Here is a 13,714-nt window from a genome sequence, read left to right as displayed (position 1 = left end):
GGACCCGACAGCAGTGCGCGGTGTCATCACTCCGCATGACAAATGTCAGGGGGGCGCTCGGACGCGCACACGAGAAAGACCCCGGTCGATGACCGGGGTCTTTGCTTCCTGGAGCGGACGACGAGGCTCGAACTCGCGACCTCAACCTTGGCAAGGTTGCGCTCTACCAACTGAGCTACGTCCGCATTGCCTCCGACCAGCTTTCACCGGTCGGTGCGAGCACCACCCTACCTGATCCACAAGAGTGGTCGGTAAGGGCTGCAGAGCGGGTGACAGGAATTGCACACTGCGCCTTCCCCCTGGAAGGGGGATGTTCTGCTACTGAACTACACCCGCGTGACTCCTCGGGGTCCGGCTTTTCCGGCCTTGCCCCTCGGCGTGCTCCAGACTCTAGCTGATCAGCAGGGGGTCAGCGCAAGTCGGTTGCGCGCGGGGGCGGATGGCCGACCGGGGCGGGACCCCGGCGAGCCATCCGGCGGACCCTCGGACTCAGTGCGCCTCGGCGAACGCCTCGTAGACCTTCTTGGGGATCCGGCCGCGCGGCGGCACGTCCAGCTTGTTGGAACGGGCCCAGGCGCGGACGGCGGCCGGGTCGGGGGTCAACGCGGTGTGCGTGTACGCCTTCCCGGACTTCGACTGCTTGCGGCCGGCCTCGAGGTAGGGCGCGAGCGCCTTACGCAGTTTCTTGGCATTGGCTGGATTGAGGTCGATCTCGTACGACTTGCCGTCGAGTCCGAAGGCGATCGTTTCCGCCGCTTCCGAGCCGTCGATGTCGTCAAAGAGAGTGACCACGACACGCTGCGCCACGAATATCGGTCCCTTCGTGCGACACCTCTGCGATCGCCCCCCATGACGTGCGTGGACGTCACGGAGTTGTCGGGGAGATGTCGACTGTCCGGCTGTTATTGGGCAAAGTATCGGCTATTGCCAATTCCTTTGTACAGTGCCGGGCATTGCATTGTGAAGCCCGACTAAAACCTTCCGCGTGTCCGAAGGTAATGGGGCCCAGCCGCTCTTCTGCGATTTTTCCCAGGATTTTCCGTACAAGCCCCCGCGTCGATGCGGGATCGTGATCGGGCTCACGTAGGATTCTACGAATCTACGCGAGTAGAAATTTTGTGCGGGTAGTCTGAAGCGACCTGCTCAGCACCACACACCGGGAGTGCCAGTGGCACGCGTCGTAGTCGACGTCATGCTCAAGCCGGAGATCCTCGACCCCCAGGGCCAGGCGGTGCAGCGTGCACTGCCGCGCCTCGGTTTCGACGGTGTCTCCGACGTACGTCAGGGAAAGCGATTCGAACTGGAAGTGGACGGACCGGTGGACGACGCCGCGCTCGCCCGCATCCATGAACTGGCGGAATCCTTCCTCGCCAACACCGTGATCGAGGACTTCACCGTCAAGGTCGAGGAAGTCGCGGAGGCAGGAAAGTGACCGCTCGTATTGGAGTCGTCACCTTTCCGGGCAGTCTCGACGACCGGGACACCCAGCGTGCGATCAGGCTCGCCGGTGCCGAACCCGTCGCCCTCTGGCACAAGGACAAGGACCTCAAGCAGGTCGACGCCGTGGTGCTGCCCGGCGGTTTCTCGTACGGCGACTATCTCCGGGCCGGTGCCATCTCGCGCTTCTCGCCCGTGATGGAGACCGTGATCGAGCAGGCTAAGTCCGGAATGCCCGTCCTCGGCATCTGCAACGGCTTCCAGGTCCTCACCGAGGCGCACCTCCTCCCCGGCGCGATGCTCGGCAACAACCACCTCCACTTCATCTGCCGCGACCAGAAGCTGCGGGTGGAGAACGCGGAGACGTCCTGGACGGCCGACTACGAGTCCGGCCAGGAGATCCACATCCCGCTGAAGAACATGGACGGGCGGTACGTCGCCGACGAGCGCACCCTGGACATGCTGGAGGCGGAGGGCCGGGTCGCGTTCCGCTACGTGGACGTCAACCCGAACGGCTCGCTGCGCGACATCGCCGGCATCACGAACGAGGCGGGCAACGTCGTCGGTCTGATGCCGCACCCGGAGCACGCCGTCGACCCCCTCGTCGGCACCAGCCGCACCGACGGCCTCCCCTTCTTCACCTCGATCCTCAAGAAGCTGGTCACCGCATGAGCCGCACGCCTCTGGACACGGTCGAGAACGCGGCCGCGACCCCCGACGTCGAGCTGCCCTGGGCCGAGCTGGGCCTGAAGAAGGACGAGTACGAGCGGGTCGTCGAGATCCTCGGCCGCCGCCCGACCGGCGCGGAACTCGCCATGTACTCCGTCATGTGGTCCGAGCACTGCTCGTACAAGTCCTCGAAGGTCCACCTCCGCCAGTTCGGCGAGAAGGCCCCGCAGTCCGACGCCCTCCTCGTCGGCATCGGTGAGAACGCCGGTGTCGTCGACGTCGGCCAGGGCTACGCCGTCACCTTCAAGGTCGAGTCGCACAACCACCCGTCGTACGTCGAGCCCTACCAGGGCGCGGCCACCGGCGTCGGCGGCATCGTGCGCGACATCATCGCGATGGGTGCCCGCCCGGTCGCCGTCGTCGACCCGCTGCGCTTCGGCGCCGCGGACCACCCCGACACCAAGCGCGTCCTGCCGGGCGTCGTCGCGGGCATCGGCGGCTACGGCAACTGCCTCGGCCTGCCCAACATCGGCGGCGAGGTCGTCTTCGACGCCTGCTACCAGGGCAACCCCCTCGTCAACGCCGGAGCCATCGGCGTCATGAAGCACGAGGACATCCACCTCGCGAAGGCGTCCGGCGCGGGCAACAAGGTCATCCTCTACGGGGCCCGCACGGGCGGCGACGGCATCGGCGGCGCCTCCATCCTGGCCTCCGAGACCTTCGATGACGCCAAGCCGTCGAAGCGCCCCGCGGTCCAGGTCGGCGACCCCTTCCAGGAGAAGCTGCTCATCGAGTGCACGCTCGAGGCCTTCGCCGAGAAGCTGGTCGTCGGCATCCAGGACCTCGGCGCGGCCGGTCTGTCCTGCGCCACCTCCGAGCTGGCCTCCAACGGCTCCGGCGGCATGCGCGTCACCCTGGACGACGTACCCCTGCGGGACTCGACTCTCTCTCCCGAGGAAATCCTCATGAGCGAGTCGCAGGAACGCATGTGCGCGGTCGTCGAGCCGGAGAAGGTCGACCGGTTCCTGGAGATCTGCGACAAGTGGGACGTCATCGCCACGGTGATCGGCGAGGTGACGGACGGCGATCGCCTCGAAATCTTCTGGCACGGCGGCAAGATCGTCGACGTCGACCCGCGCACGGTCGCGCACGACGGCCCGGTCTACGAGCGCCCCTACGCCCGCCCCGAGTGGCAGGACGCCCTCCAGGCCGACGACGCGAACAAGCTGCCGCGCCCGGCGACGAGCGAAGAGCTCAAGGACCAGGTCCTCAAGCTCGTGAGCTCGCCGAACCAGGCCTCCAAGTCCTGGATCACCTCCCAGTACGACCACTTCGTACAGGGCAACACGGTGCTGGCGCAGCCCGAGGACTCGGGCATGATCCGCATCGACGAGGAGACCGGACTCGGCGTCGCCATCGCCACGGACGGCAACGGCCGCTACGCCAAGCTCGACCCGTACACGGGTGCGCAGCTCGCGCTCGCCGAGGCCTACCGCAATGTCGCGACGACCGGCGCCAAGCCGCTCGCCGTCTCCGACTGCCTGAACTTCGGCTCGCCCGAGGACCCGGCCGTCATGTGGCAGTTCGCCGAGGCCGTCCGCGGTCTCGCCGACGCCTGCCTGCAGCTGGGCACCCCGGTGACCGGCGGCAACGTCTCGCTCTACAACCAGACGGGCGAGGTCGCCATCCACCCGACCCCGGTCGTGGCCGTGCTGGGTGTCATCGACGACGTCGCCCGCCGCACGCCGGTCGCCTTCCAGGAAGAGGGCCAGCTCCTCTACCTGCTCGGTGACACTCGTGAGGAGTTCGGCGGTTCGGCCTGGTCCCAGGTCGTCCACGACCACCTCGGGGGTCTGCCCCCGAAGGTCGACCTGGAGCGCGAACGCCTGCTCGGCGAGATCCTCATCTCCGCCTCCCGCGACGGCATGATCGACTCGGCGCACGACCTGTCCGACGGCGGTCTGATCCAGGCCGTGGTCGAGTCGGCGCTGCTCGGCGGCAAGGGCGCCCGGCTGGTCGTTCCCGACGGTCTCGACGCCTTCACCTTCCTCTTCTCGGAGTCGGCGGGCCGCGCGGTCGTCGCCGTCCCGCGCTCGGAGGAGCTCCGCTTCAACGACATGTGCGGTGCGCGGGGTCTGCCCGTCACCCGCATCGGTGTCGTGGACTCGGACGCGGTCGAGGTCCAGGGCGAGTTCGCACTCCCGCTGGACGAGCTCCGCACGGCCCACGAGGGCACGATCCCGGCGCTGCTCGCGTAGGCCGGTCGTACGACGCCGACGGCCCCGACCGTTTCGACGGTCGGGGCCGTCGTCATGCCGCGACGGGCTCGGTCTCCCGGGGCGGGGCCGCGGCGCCCTTCGTGTCACCGGCCTTGGGCAGCCGCAGCGCGAGGAGCGCGGCAAGGGCCATCAGTCCGGCTCGCCGGGCAGGCCCTACGCTCGACACATGCCGCCGGCCAGGAAACGCACCCGTACCTATGACCCCGCCAAGATCCGCGTGGCCGTGCTCGCGCAGTTCGGGAACGTGCGGCAGGGTGTCCATACCCTGACCGAGGAGCAGTTGGCGCGGCCCGCGCGGCTCGGGGAGTGGAGTGTGCGGGAGCTGGCCGCGCACCTCACGATGGCGGTCGAGACGGTGAGCCGCAACCTCGACCGGCCCGAGCCCGGCGCGAAGGAACTCGCGCTGCTCGACTGGCCGTTCGCGACGGCGGCACGCGCCGGGGACATCGCCGACGGCACCCGCGAACTCGCCCGCGACAACCCCGACCTCGACGCGCTCTACGCGCGCGTCGAACAGCGGGTCACCGAGCGCCTGGCCACGGCCCCCGACGACCGGCTGCTCGCCGCGCGCACCGGAGCCATGACCCTCGCGGACTACCTCGTCACCCGCGCCGTCGAACTCGTCGTGCACACCGACGACCTGAACCGCGCCGCCGACGCCGACATCCCCCTCGACCGACAGGCCCTCGCCGCCTGCACCCGGCTGCTCGCCGACGCGCTCGCCGTGAAGGCGCCCGGCGCGTCGACGGAGGTGCGGATCCCGCCGTACGCCGTCGTGCAGTGCGTGGAGGGCCCCCGGCACACCCGGGGCACACCGCCGAACGTCGTGGAGACCGACCCGCTGACCTGGATCCGGCTGGCGACGGGACGTACGGAGTGGAAGACCGCGCTGGACGAGGCGAAGGTCAGCGCGAGCGGTGAGCGGGCCGACCTCGGCGGCCTGCTGCCCTTGATGGGCTGACCCCACCCGGCGGTTCAACCCGCCGACCTCACCCGCTGATCCCACCCGCCGACTCCACCCGCTGTCCTCACCCACGTCGACTCCACCCGGCGGCTCAACCCGCTGACTGCACCCGCTGTCCTCAGCCGCTGACTGCACCCGCTGTCCTCACCCGCTGACTGCACCCGCTGACCCCACCCGCCGACTCCACCGGCGGAGCCCACCGGCGGAGCCCACCCGCACCGCCCCGGAGGGGAACCGGCCACCCCATCCCTCCCGTCACACCGTCATGGACAAGCAGCGACTGACCCTCAGCGTCCTGACCCTGCTTCCGCTCGCCGTGGCCTGCGGCACCGAGACGGCGGGCGGCGGTTCCGTGGGGACCGGATCGTCCCCGGTCACCGGCGTTCACTGGAGTGTCGACACCCTCACCACACAGGGCCGGACCCGGCAGGCCCCGGACAGCACGTATCTGCGGATCGGCGAAGACGGTCGCGTCAGCGGCAACCTCGGCTGCAACACTTTCGGCTCGACCGTCACCCTCAAGGGTGACCGTGTCGACTTCGGGAACATCGAGGCGACCGACATGGGCTGCCAGAAGGACCCCATGAGCTTCGAGCAGAGCCTCAGCCGCGCCTACGTCGACAACACGTTCACCAGCGAGGTCAAGGGCGACAAGCTGACGCTCACCACCGACGGCGGCGACCGCGTCGATCTCACCAAGGAACCGGACGCGCCCCTGTACGGCACGAAATGGACGGTCACCTCCCTCGGGGACGGTGACGTGGCCCAGTCCCTTCCCGAAGGGGCCGACGCCCACTTCACCCTCGACAAGGCGAACGGCACCCTTTCCGGCCGCCTCGGCTGCAACGACGTCACCGCCAAGGCCACCGTCCGCGACGGACATATCACCCTCGGCGCCGCCAAGACCACCCGGATGATGTGCGACGGCTCACTCATGGACACCGAGAGGACTTTGCTGGGCCTCTTCAACAGCACGGTCGTATACGACTTGAACCACCGATCCATCGCGCTGACCAGCACAAACGGAAAAACCGTCCAAGCCGTCGCTCACGAGTGATCCGTCAAAGATCCGTATCCCCAATTCGGACCAGTGGTCGATCTCGCCTACACTCGGTGGCGTGCCACGTGGTGACGGTCGACTCAATCATGATCTGCTCCCCGGCGAGAAAGGCCCCCAGGACGCTTGCGGCGTCTTCGGAGTCTGGGCCCCCGGTGAAGAGGTCGCCAAGCTCACTTACTTCGGGCTCTACGCCCTCCAGCATCGAGGCCAGGAATCCGCGGGTATCGCGGTAAGCAACGGCTCTCAGATCCTCGTCTTCAAGGACATGGGCCTCGTGTCCCAGGTCTTCGACGAGACCTCGCTCGGTTCGCTCCAGGGTCATATCGCGGTCGGTCACGCCCGCTACTCGACCACTGGCGCCTCCGTGTGGGAGAACGCCCAGCCGACGTTCCGTGCCACCGCGCACGGCTCCATCGCGCTCGGCCACAACGGCAACCTCGTCAACACGGCGCAGCTCGCCGAGATGGTCGCCGACCTTCCCAAGCAGGACGGCCGCACCACCCGCGTGGCCGCCACCAACGACACCGACCTGCTCACCGCGCTCCTCGCGGCCCAGGTCGACGACGACGGCAAGCCGCTGACCATCGAGGAGGCCGCTCACGCGGTCCTCCCGCAGGTCAAGGGCGCCTTCTCGCTCGTCTTCATGGACGAGCACACCCTCTACGCGGCCCGCGACCCGCAGGGCATCCGCCCGCTGGTCCTCGGCCGTCTGGAGCGCGGCTGGGTCGTCGCCTCCGAGTCCGCCGCCCTCGACATCTGCGGCGCGGCCTACGTCCGTGAGATCGAGCCGGGCGAGTTCGTCGCCATCGACGAGAACGGCCTGCGTACGTCCCGATTCGCGGAAGCGAAGCCCAAGGGCTGTGTCTTCGAGTACGTGTACCTGGCCCGCCCGGACACGGACATCGCCGGCCGGAACGTGTACCTCTCGCGTGTCGAGATGGGCCGCAAGCTCGCCAAGGAAGCCCCTGTCGAGGCCGATCTGGTGATAGCGACCCCGGAGTCCGGAACGCCCGCCGCGATCGGTTACGCGGAGGCCAGCGGCATCCCGTTCGGCGCCGGCCTGGTCAAGAACGCGTACGTCGGCCGGACCTTCATCCAGCCTTCACAGACCATCCGCCAGCTGGGCATCCGTCTGAAGCTGAACCCCTTGAAGGAAGTCATCAAGGGCAAGCGCCTGGTCGTCGTCGACGACTCGATCGTGCGCGGCAACACCCAGCGGGCCCTGGTGCGCATGCTCCGCGAGGCGGGTGCGGCGGAAGTCCACATCCGGATCTCCTCTCCCCCCGTGAAGTGGCCCTGCTTCTTCGGCATCGACTTCGCGACCCGCGCCGAGCTGATCGCCAACGGCATGACCATCGAGGAGATCGGCACCTCGCTCGGCGCCGACTCCCTCTCGTACATCTCCATCGACGGCATGATCGAGGCGACCACCATCGCCAAGCCGAACCTGTGCCGCGCCTGCTTCGACGGCGAGTACCCGATGGAGCTCCCGGACCCGGAACTGCTGGGCAAGCAACTTCTGGAGACCGAGCTCGCGGCGGGTCCCGCCGCCACGGCCGCGACCGACGCGATCCGTCGTCCGTAAGCGCCGCAGAGCCCCGTATCACCAACCCGAAAGATCCCAGGCAATGTCTGAGACCACTACTTCCGGTGCTTCCTACGCGGCTGCCGGCGTCGACATCGAAGCGGGCGACCGCGCCGTGGAACTGATGAAGGAGTGGGTGAAGAAGACGCAGCGCCCCGAGGTCCTCGGTGGCCTCGGCGGCTTCGCCGGCCTCTTCGACGCCTCCGCCCTGAAGCGTTACGAGCGCCCGCTGCTCGCCTCCGCCACGGACGGCGTGGGCACCAAGGTCGACCTCGCCCGCCGACTCGGCGTGTACGACACCATCGGCCACGACCTGGTCGCGATGGTCATGGACGACATCGTGGTGTGCGGCGCCGAGCCGCTCTTCATGACCGACTACATCTGCGTCGGCAAGGTCCACCCGGAGCGCGTGGCGGCCATCGTGAAGGGCATCGCCGAGGGCTGTGTGCTCGCGGGCTGCGCCCTGGTGGGCGGCGAGACGGCCGAACACCCGGGCCTGCTCGGTCCGGACGACTTCGACGTCGCGGGCGCCGGTACGGGCGTGGTGGAGGCCGACCGGCTGCTCGGCCCGGATCGTATCCGTACGGGTGACGCGGTGATCGCCATGGCGGCCTCCGGTCTTCACTCGAACGGGTACTCGCTCGTCCGGCACGTCCTCTTCGACCGGGCGAACCTCAGCCTGGACCAGCACGTCGAGGAGTTCGGCCGTTCGCTCGGCGAGGAGCTCCTGGAGCCCACCAAGATCTACTCGCTGGACTGCCTGGCGCTGACGAGGACCACCGACGTGCACGCCTTCAGCCACATCACCGGCGGCGGGCTCGCGGCCAACCTGGCCCGGGTGATCCCGGACGGGCTGCACGCGATCGTGGACCGCGAGACCTGGACGCCGGCCCCGGTCTTCGACCTCGTCGGCAGGACGGGCGAGGTCGAGCGTCTGGAGCTGGAGAAGACGCTGAACATGGGCGTGGGCATGATCGCGATCGTCCCCGAGGAATCGGCGGACGCGGCGCTGGCCACCCTCGCGGACCGCGGCGTGGACGCCTGGATCGCCGGTGAGATCACCGAGCGCGGCGAGCACGCGACGGGCGCGGCCCTGATCGGCGACTACGCGAGCTGAGGCCTTCGGGGCAGCACAAAACCCGGTCCGGCGTTGAGGCCCCGGACCGGGTGAAGTGCGGTTGCTACGAGAAATCCGCCAACAGAGATCTGCTCACCGCTACAGCTACGAGAGATCGCGGAAACCGCGAGGGACGCTGGTGCGTCAAGCGCCGCGACGTTGAGACTGTGGACCGGACTCGTCCTCATCCTCATCGTCGTCGTTGTAGAGATCCGCGTACTGGGCGTACGGGTCGTCTTCCTCGTCGTCGTCCTCGAACGGCTCGCCATTCGGCGGCTGGCTCGAAGTCGAAGCGCCCAGCTCATTGGCCAGACGCGAGAGGTCAGTCCCGCCGCTGCTGTACTTCAGCTGGCGGGCGACCTTCGTCTGCTTGGCCTTTGCCCGGCCGCGCCCCATGGCTCGACCCCCTCGGATACGGGGCTCGGTGGCCCCAGAGTCTTGACACGCGTTCATGATCTGGAACGGGCTCTCCATGGAGAGACCGGTCCGTAGGGCTTCCACGGTACCTGAGCCCGCGCCCATACGGTACGTCGCCCGCAGGACGCGCCTAGGCCCAGAACCTGCGAGGTGCCCTGTCCCCGCTGGTCAACCGCGATTTTAACCTCTTCTTGGCGGACGACCCGCCGACGGGAGTGAGAGTTCTCTCGAAGTGTCCCCTCGGCGGGTCCCTGACAAGCGTCGAGACACGCGTGGAATGCGACGGAACGGAGGGTTCCGTTATCCGCGGCGGCGTGCCTCCGCCATCCGCTGCTCGGCGATCCGGTCGGCCGCGGCGGCCGGCGGAATCCCGTCCTCCTTCGCACGTGCGAAGATGTCCAGCGTGGTGTCGAAGATCTTCGTGGCCTTCGCCTTGCACCGGTCGAAGTCGAAGCCGTGCAGCTCGTCGGCGACCTGGATGACACCGCCCGCGTTCACCACGTAGTCGGGCGCGTAGAGGATCCCGCGGTCCGCGAGGTCCTTCTCGACGCCCGGGTGCGCGAGCTGGTTGTTGGCGGCGCCGCAGACGATCCGCGCGGTGAGTACCGGCACGGACGCGTCGTTCAGCGCCCCGCCCAGCGCACAGGGGGCGTAGATGTCCAGGCCCTCGGTGCGGATCAGCGCCTCGGTGTCCGCGGCGGCCGTGACGCCCGTCGGGTGCTTGTCCAGGATCCGCCGCACGGACTCGTCGCGTACGTCCGTGATCACGACCTCGGCGCCGTCCTCGCGCAGGTGGTCCACCAGGTGGTGGCCCACCTTGCCGACGCCCGCGATGCCGACCTTGCGGCCGCGCAGCGTCGGGTCGCCCCACAGGTGCTGGGCACTGGCCCGCATGCCCTGGAAGACCCCGTAGGCGGTCAGGACCGAGGAGTCGCCGGCGCCGCCGTTCTCGGGCGAGCGGCCCGTCGTCCAGCGGCACTCGCGCGCCACGACGTCCATGTCGGAGACGTACGTACCGACGTCGCACGCGGTGACGTAGCGCCCGCCGAGCGAGGCCACGAACCGGCCGTAGGCGAGGAGCAGGGCCTCGCTCTTGATCTGCTCGGGGTCCCCGATGATCACGGCCTTGCCACCGCCATGGTCGAGACCGGCCATGGCGTTCTTGTACGACATCCCGCGCGAGAGGTTCAGCGCGTCAGCGACGGCATCCTCCTCGTTCGCGTACGGGTAGAAGCGCGTCCCGCCCAGGGCGGGGCCCAGAGCGGTGGAGTGGATGGCGATGACGGCCTTGAGGCCGCTGGCCCGGTCCTGGCAGAGCACGACTTGCTCATGACCCCCCTGGTCCGAATGGAACAGGGTGTGCAGGACGCCGTCGGTTACGTCGGTCACGGTGGTGACTCCCAGGTAAGTAGCGGCGGTTGTGGACGGTGCCCGTGCGGATGGCGGGCTTCCGTGGGCATGAGATTAGAGCCTGTGCCCGGTCGCCATCCGCGCAGTGTTCAGGATCACCTCCTCCCGGAGTACGTTTCCGCACGGTCGTGGGACGATTTGCAGTGTTTTCCCGGTCGTGCGCGTGCCGCCCGCCCGGGATCCCGCCCGGGTTTCGTGTCCGGTCCGTTGGGGAGGGAGCAGGGGTGCCCAAGGTGTCCTCGGTGATCGTCCCGTACGCGTCCTATCTGCGCGTGTACGAACCGCTGGCCGCCTTCCCGGAGCCTGAGCGAACCCACTGGGCGCGTTACGCACGGCGCGCCGAGCGCCCGTCGTACCAGGACGAGTTGCGCCGCTCCCTGGCCGACCTGCTGCCCACCCCGCCGATCCCCGTACCGGTGCACGAGAGCGCGGACGCGTTCGTGCTGAGCGTCGACGGAGTGCTCTGCGTCTGTCCCTGGCGCACCCGGCTGCGCGGCTGGCAGGCGCTGGAGGAGCTGGCCGACGAACTGCCCGTGTCCGTCCTGGACGCGGTCCTGCCGCCGCTCGTACGCCGCCAGGCGGCCCTCGACTACGAGCGCTGGCTGGCCCGCAACCCCGACGCCCGCCCGTGGATCCGCACCTCGACCTGGCAGGTGCCGCTGAACTGGTTCGTGCTCGTCACCGACGAGGAGCGGCGGTACGAGAAGGGGGCGGGCGGCGACGGAGCCGCGCCCGCGCTGCGCTATCGGACGCCGATGGTGCAGGCGCGGCGGCGGACGGCACGCGCCCTGAAGACCCTGCGGGACACCCTGGACGAGGGACCCCTCATCGACGGCCTGGTGGACGTGGGGCGCTGGCTGGAGGAGTTCCATCCACGCTCGCTGGTCGAGCTGGACTACGGCGGGCTCGTGCACGCCCTGCCGGCCGGGGACCTCGAGGACGACCACTCGGCGGCCGACGTCGCCGAGGGCATCGAGGCACTGCGTCATGGGGACGGGGCGGCGGCGGGCGAGGCGTACGGACGGCTCGTGGAGCGCTGGCGCTCGGTCCGGGACCGGCGCTCGGCGAACTGAGGGGCGTCCAGGGCCTTCGGGCCCGCGGGGCGCGTGGGTCCTGTGTGTCGCGTGGGTTCTGTGTGCCCTGTGGGGCCTGTGTGTCCTGTGGGGTGTCTGAGTACCTCGGGGGTGTCTGAGCGCCTCAGGACGGCTGGGACGGGTTTGCCGCACGAGAAGTGTGATGTGCTTCTCACTGGTGTTCGCCCGAACTGACGTATGGTCCTCGCACGCTGAAGAACCCTCACTGCGGGAGAAGACCACACAGGGCGGGACCTAGGTCCCGATCCGGTCTTTTGTGTCAACGATGCGTCAAGCGTGACGTATGGCACTTACCTGTCTCTTGCATCGCTTGCCCCTCCTCGTGCCAAAATAGGACAAGGAGCCCGGGGGAGGGCTCCATCCGTCCATGTTTGGGCGGGAATCTCGGTATTGCGCGCTATGGGGGGTCTGACGACTCCTGATCGTCCTGTGACTGATCGTCACAGTGGCGTGACTGTCCGCTATGGCATGGTCCATCGGCTTCCGTCGCTGATGAACACCTGGGAGGGCAATTCCATCGGTTTGGCCGACGCGGCTGGACGGATGGTGTAGTTGTAGTGCCGAGGACAAGCCGTTCGTCCTATAACCGACTCGACTCGCGTCCGCCATTTCGGGCAACGCGGGTCAAGGTGCAGAATTTAGAGGAAAGAACCGAGAAGGTTCGGTTCTCCCGAGGAGGCCGCTCATGACCGCTCGCACCCCTGATGCCGAGCCGCTGCTGACCCCGGCTGAGGTCGCCACGATGTTCCGCGTCGACCCCAAGACGGTCACGCGGTGGGCGAAGGCCGGCAAGCTGACATCCATCCGCACGCTCGGCGGGCACCGCCGCTACCGCGAGGCTGAGGTCCGCGCGCTACTCGCGGGTATCCCGCAGCAGCGCAGCGAAGCCTGAACAATCGCATAACCGGGCAATTCGGCGGGTCCCCCAACCTGTCAAGACGCCCGAACCACAGCTCCAAGCGACGCGGGTCCTGCCCCAACAGGGCTCACGCCCGACCCAGTTACACATGCGACAAGGGTGCGTCGTCGATCGCGCTGGACTCCGCCGGGTCCAGCGCGATTTTTTTATGCCCTGCTCAGGCGCCGAAGGGGCGCGGGTGTGGGTCGTGCGGTGGGTCTGTGAGCGGCCTTGTCGGAGTCTGGGGAGGGCTGTCGGATCTCCTGTGGGAGCCCTCGGAGAGTGGTGCAATTGCACATATTAAATTGACCAGTTGTAGGTGGGGTGTAAGTTCCGCCCTTCTGAAAACTTATGCGGTGACACCCGTCACATGCCAGGGTCCTTGTTGCCTGTGACGCGTCTGCGCTAAAGGAGTTGGGCGGATGTGCTCTCCCGTGTGAGGTCACGCATGGGAGGGGGTTTCGTCCTCGGCCGCCGTCTCGTCCTCCTCACCGTGCGCGGAGGGCTCCATGGCCAGTCTCAGGAGCTGATGGCAGATCGGGCAGTGCCGCGTCAGATGGCGATAGCCGGAGGCGGCCGACAGATGGGCGCGGAGCAGAGCGCGCGTCTCGTGCCGAGCGGACGCCGCCATGAACCACCTCCGGGGGGTCGAGTGCCCTGGATTCCGGGGTACCCGCCGAATGTGACGGCGTCAAGGTGCGGGGAGCTCCGTCGGTGGGGACGGGACCGCGTCCGGCGTTCGGTGGGAGGGCCTGGGAAGCGGCCGTGTGGAGGTGGGGGCGCG

General features: G+C 68.4%; 13 protein-coding genes and 2 tRNA genes. 9 read left to right on the top strand and 6 right to left on the bottom strand.

Translation table 11 applies throughout. From position 1 onward, the window contains the following. Positions 1-109 precede the first annotated feature (109 nt). From OG798_RS26630 to OG798_RS26620, 3 genes are all read right to left on the bottom strand, one after another. Positions 110-185: transfer RNA gene (locus OG798_RS26630), tRNA-Gly, on the bottom strand. A 79-nt stretch (positions 186-264) separates the two neighbouring features. Further along, positions 265-336, bottom strand: a tRNA-Gly gene (locus OG798_RS26625). Between the two features lie 153 nt (positions 337-489). Beyond that, entirely contained in the window at positions 490-807 is a 318-nt protein-coding gene (locus OG798_RS26620; protein ID WP_060898437.1) for a histone-like nucleoid-structuring protein Lsr2, read from the bottom strand. A 361-nt stretch (positions 808-1,168) separates the two neighbouring features. Here OG798_RS26620 and purS point away from each other — a divergent pair, with 361 nt between their 5' ends. The 7 genes from purS to purM all read left to right on the top strand — a co-directional run bounded on the left by purS (position 1,169) and on the right by purM (position 9,111). Next, complete coding sequence (gene purS, locus OG798_RS26615) at positions 1,169-1,432, top strand: phosphoribosylformylglycinamidine synthase subunit PurS (protein WP_060898438.1); 264 nt, start codon at positions 1,169-1,171, stop codon at positions 1,430-1,432. After that, entirely contained in the window at positions 1,429-2,109 is a 681-nt protein-coding gene (gene purQ / locus OG798_RS26610) for a phosphoribosylformylglycinamidine synthase subunit PurQ (protein ID WP_095853833.1), read from the top strand. The genes purS and purQ overlap by 4 nt, the downstream gene beginning before the upstream one ends. Beyond that, a complete protein-coding gene (gene purL / locus OG798_RS26605) occupies positions 2,106-4,364 on the top strand; it encodes a phosphoribosylformylglycinamidine synthase subunit PurL (protein WP_097225444.1) in 2,259 nt (752 codons plus the stop codon). The genes purQ and purL overlap by 4 nt, the downstream gene beginning before the upstream one ends. Before the next feature lie 187 nt (positions 4,365-4,551). Next, complete coding sequence (locus OG798_RS26600; protein WP_267062254.1) at positions 4,552-5,346, top strand: maleylpyruvate isomerase family mycothiol-dependent enzyme; 795 nt, start codon at positions 4,552-4,554, stop codon at positions 5,344-5,346. Between the two features lie 268 nt (positions 5,347-5,614). Then, positions 5,615-6,406 (top strand): META domain-containing protein, encoded by a 792-nt coding sequence (locus OG798_RS26595; RefSeq protein ID WP_121415686.1) that lies wholly within the window; start codon positions 5,615-5,617, stop codon positions 6,404-6,406. A 61-nt stretch (positions 6,407-6,467) separates the two neighbouring features. Beyond that, on the top strand, positions 6,468-7,994 hold the full coding sequence (gene purF, locus OG798_RS26590; protein ID WP_095853837.1) for an amidophosphoribosyltransferase: 1,527 nt from the start codon (positions 6,468-6,470) through the stop codon (positions 7,992-7,994). A gap of 43 nt (positions 7,995-8,037) precedes the next feature. Next, positions 8,038-9,111, top strand: coding sequence for a phosphoribosylformylglycinamidine cyclo-ligase (gene purM, locus OG798_RS26585; RefSeq protein WP_095853838.1), 1,074 nt, complete (start codon positions 8,038-8,040; stop codon positions 9,109-9,111). A gap of 144 nt (positions 9,112-9,255) precedes the next feature. On the opposite strand, the gene OG798_RS26580 is transcribed toward purM, so the two are convergent. Both OG798_RS26580 and OG798_RS26575 read right to left on the bottom strand, forming a co-directional pair. After that, a complete protein-coding gene (locus tag OG798_RS26580; RefSeq protein WP_067377246.1) occupies positions 9,256-9,507 on the bottom strand; it encodes a DUF3073 domain-containing protein in 252 nt (83 codons plus the stop codon). A gap of 321 nt (positions 9,508-9,828) precedes the next feature. Further along, positions 9,829-10,917 (bottom strand): Leu/Phe/Val dehydrogenase, encoded by a 1,089-nt coding sequence (locus tag OG798_RS26575; RefSeq protein WP_095853839.1) that lies wholly within the window; start codon positions 10,915-10,917, stop codon positions 9,829-9,831. A gap of 245 nt (positions 10,918-11,162) precedes the next feature. On the opposite strand from OG798_RS26575, the gene OG798_RS26570 reads away from it, so the two are divergent. Together OG798_RS26570 and bldC are read left to right on the top strand one after the other, a co-directional pair. Further along, positions 11,163-12,011 carry a hypothetical protein gene (locus tag OG798_RS26570; RefSeq protein WP_095853840.1) on the top strand — a complete coding sequence of 283 codons (849 nt, stop codon included), beginning with the start codon at positions 11,163-11,165 and terminating at the stop codon, positions 12,009-12,011. Positions 12,012-12,717: 706 nt separating this feature from the next. Then, positions 12,718-12,924 carry a developmental transcriptional regulator BldC gene (bldC, locus tag OG798_RS26565; RefSeq protein WP_003949541.1) on the top strand — a complete coding sequence of 69 codons (207 nt, stop codon included), beginning with the start codon at positions 12,718-12,720 and terminating at the stop codon, positions 12,922-12,924. Positions 12,925-13,372: 448 nt separating this feature from the next. Here bldC and OG798_RS26560 read toward each other — a convergent pair whose 3' ends face one another. Further along, complete coding sequence (locus OG798_RS26560) at positions 13,373-13,561, bottom strand: DUF6274 family protein (protein WP_075031369.1); 189 nt, start codon at positions 13,559-13,561, stop codon at positions 13,373-13,375. Positions 13,562-13,714 lie beyond the last annotated feature (153 nt).

Source organism: Streptomyces sp. NBC_00271, assembly GCF_036178845.1.
Lineage (GTDB): Bacteria > Actinomycetota > Actinomycetes > Streptomycetales > Streptomycetaceae > Streptomyces.
Note: the sequence above shows the minus strand (reverse complement) of the source record. Positions and strands in the feature narration are given on the sequence as shown.

What these genes read in the sequence shown, in the direction of transcription:
- purM (WP_095853838.1), top strand. Translation starts at nt 8,038, where the DNA reads ATGTCTGAGACCACTACTTCCGGTGCTTCCTACGCGGCTGCCGGCGTC.
- OG798_RS26595 (WP_121415686.1), top strand. Translation starts at nt 5,615, where the DNA reads ATGGACAAGCAGCGACTGACCCTCAGCGTCCTGACCCTGCTTCCGCTC.
- OG798_RS26580 (WP_067377246.1), bottom strand. Translation starts at nt 9,507, where the DNA reads ATGGGGCGCGGCCGGGCAAAGGCCAAGCAGACGAAGGTCGCCCGCCAG.
- OG798_RS26600 (WP_267062254.1), top strand. Translation starts at nt 4,552, where the DNA reads ATGCCGCCGGCCAGGAAACGCACCCGTACCTATGACCCCGCCAAGATC.
- purL (WP_097225444.1), top strand. Translation starts at nt 2,106, where the DNA reads ATGAGCCGCACGCCTCTGGACACGGTCGAGAACGCGGCCGCGACCCCC.
- OG798_RS26560 (WP_075031369.1), bottom strand. Translation starts at nt 13,561, where the DNA reads ATGGCGGCGTCCGCTCGGCACGAGACGCGCGCTCTGCTCCGCGCCCAT.
- bldC (WP_003949541.1), top strand. Translation starts at nt 12,718, where the DNA reads ATGACCGCTCGCACCCCTGATGCCGAGCCGCTGCTGACCCCGGCTGAG.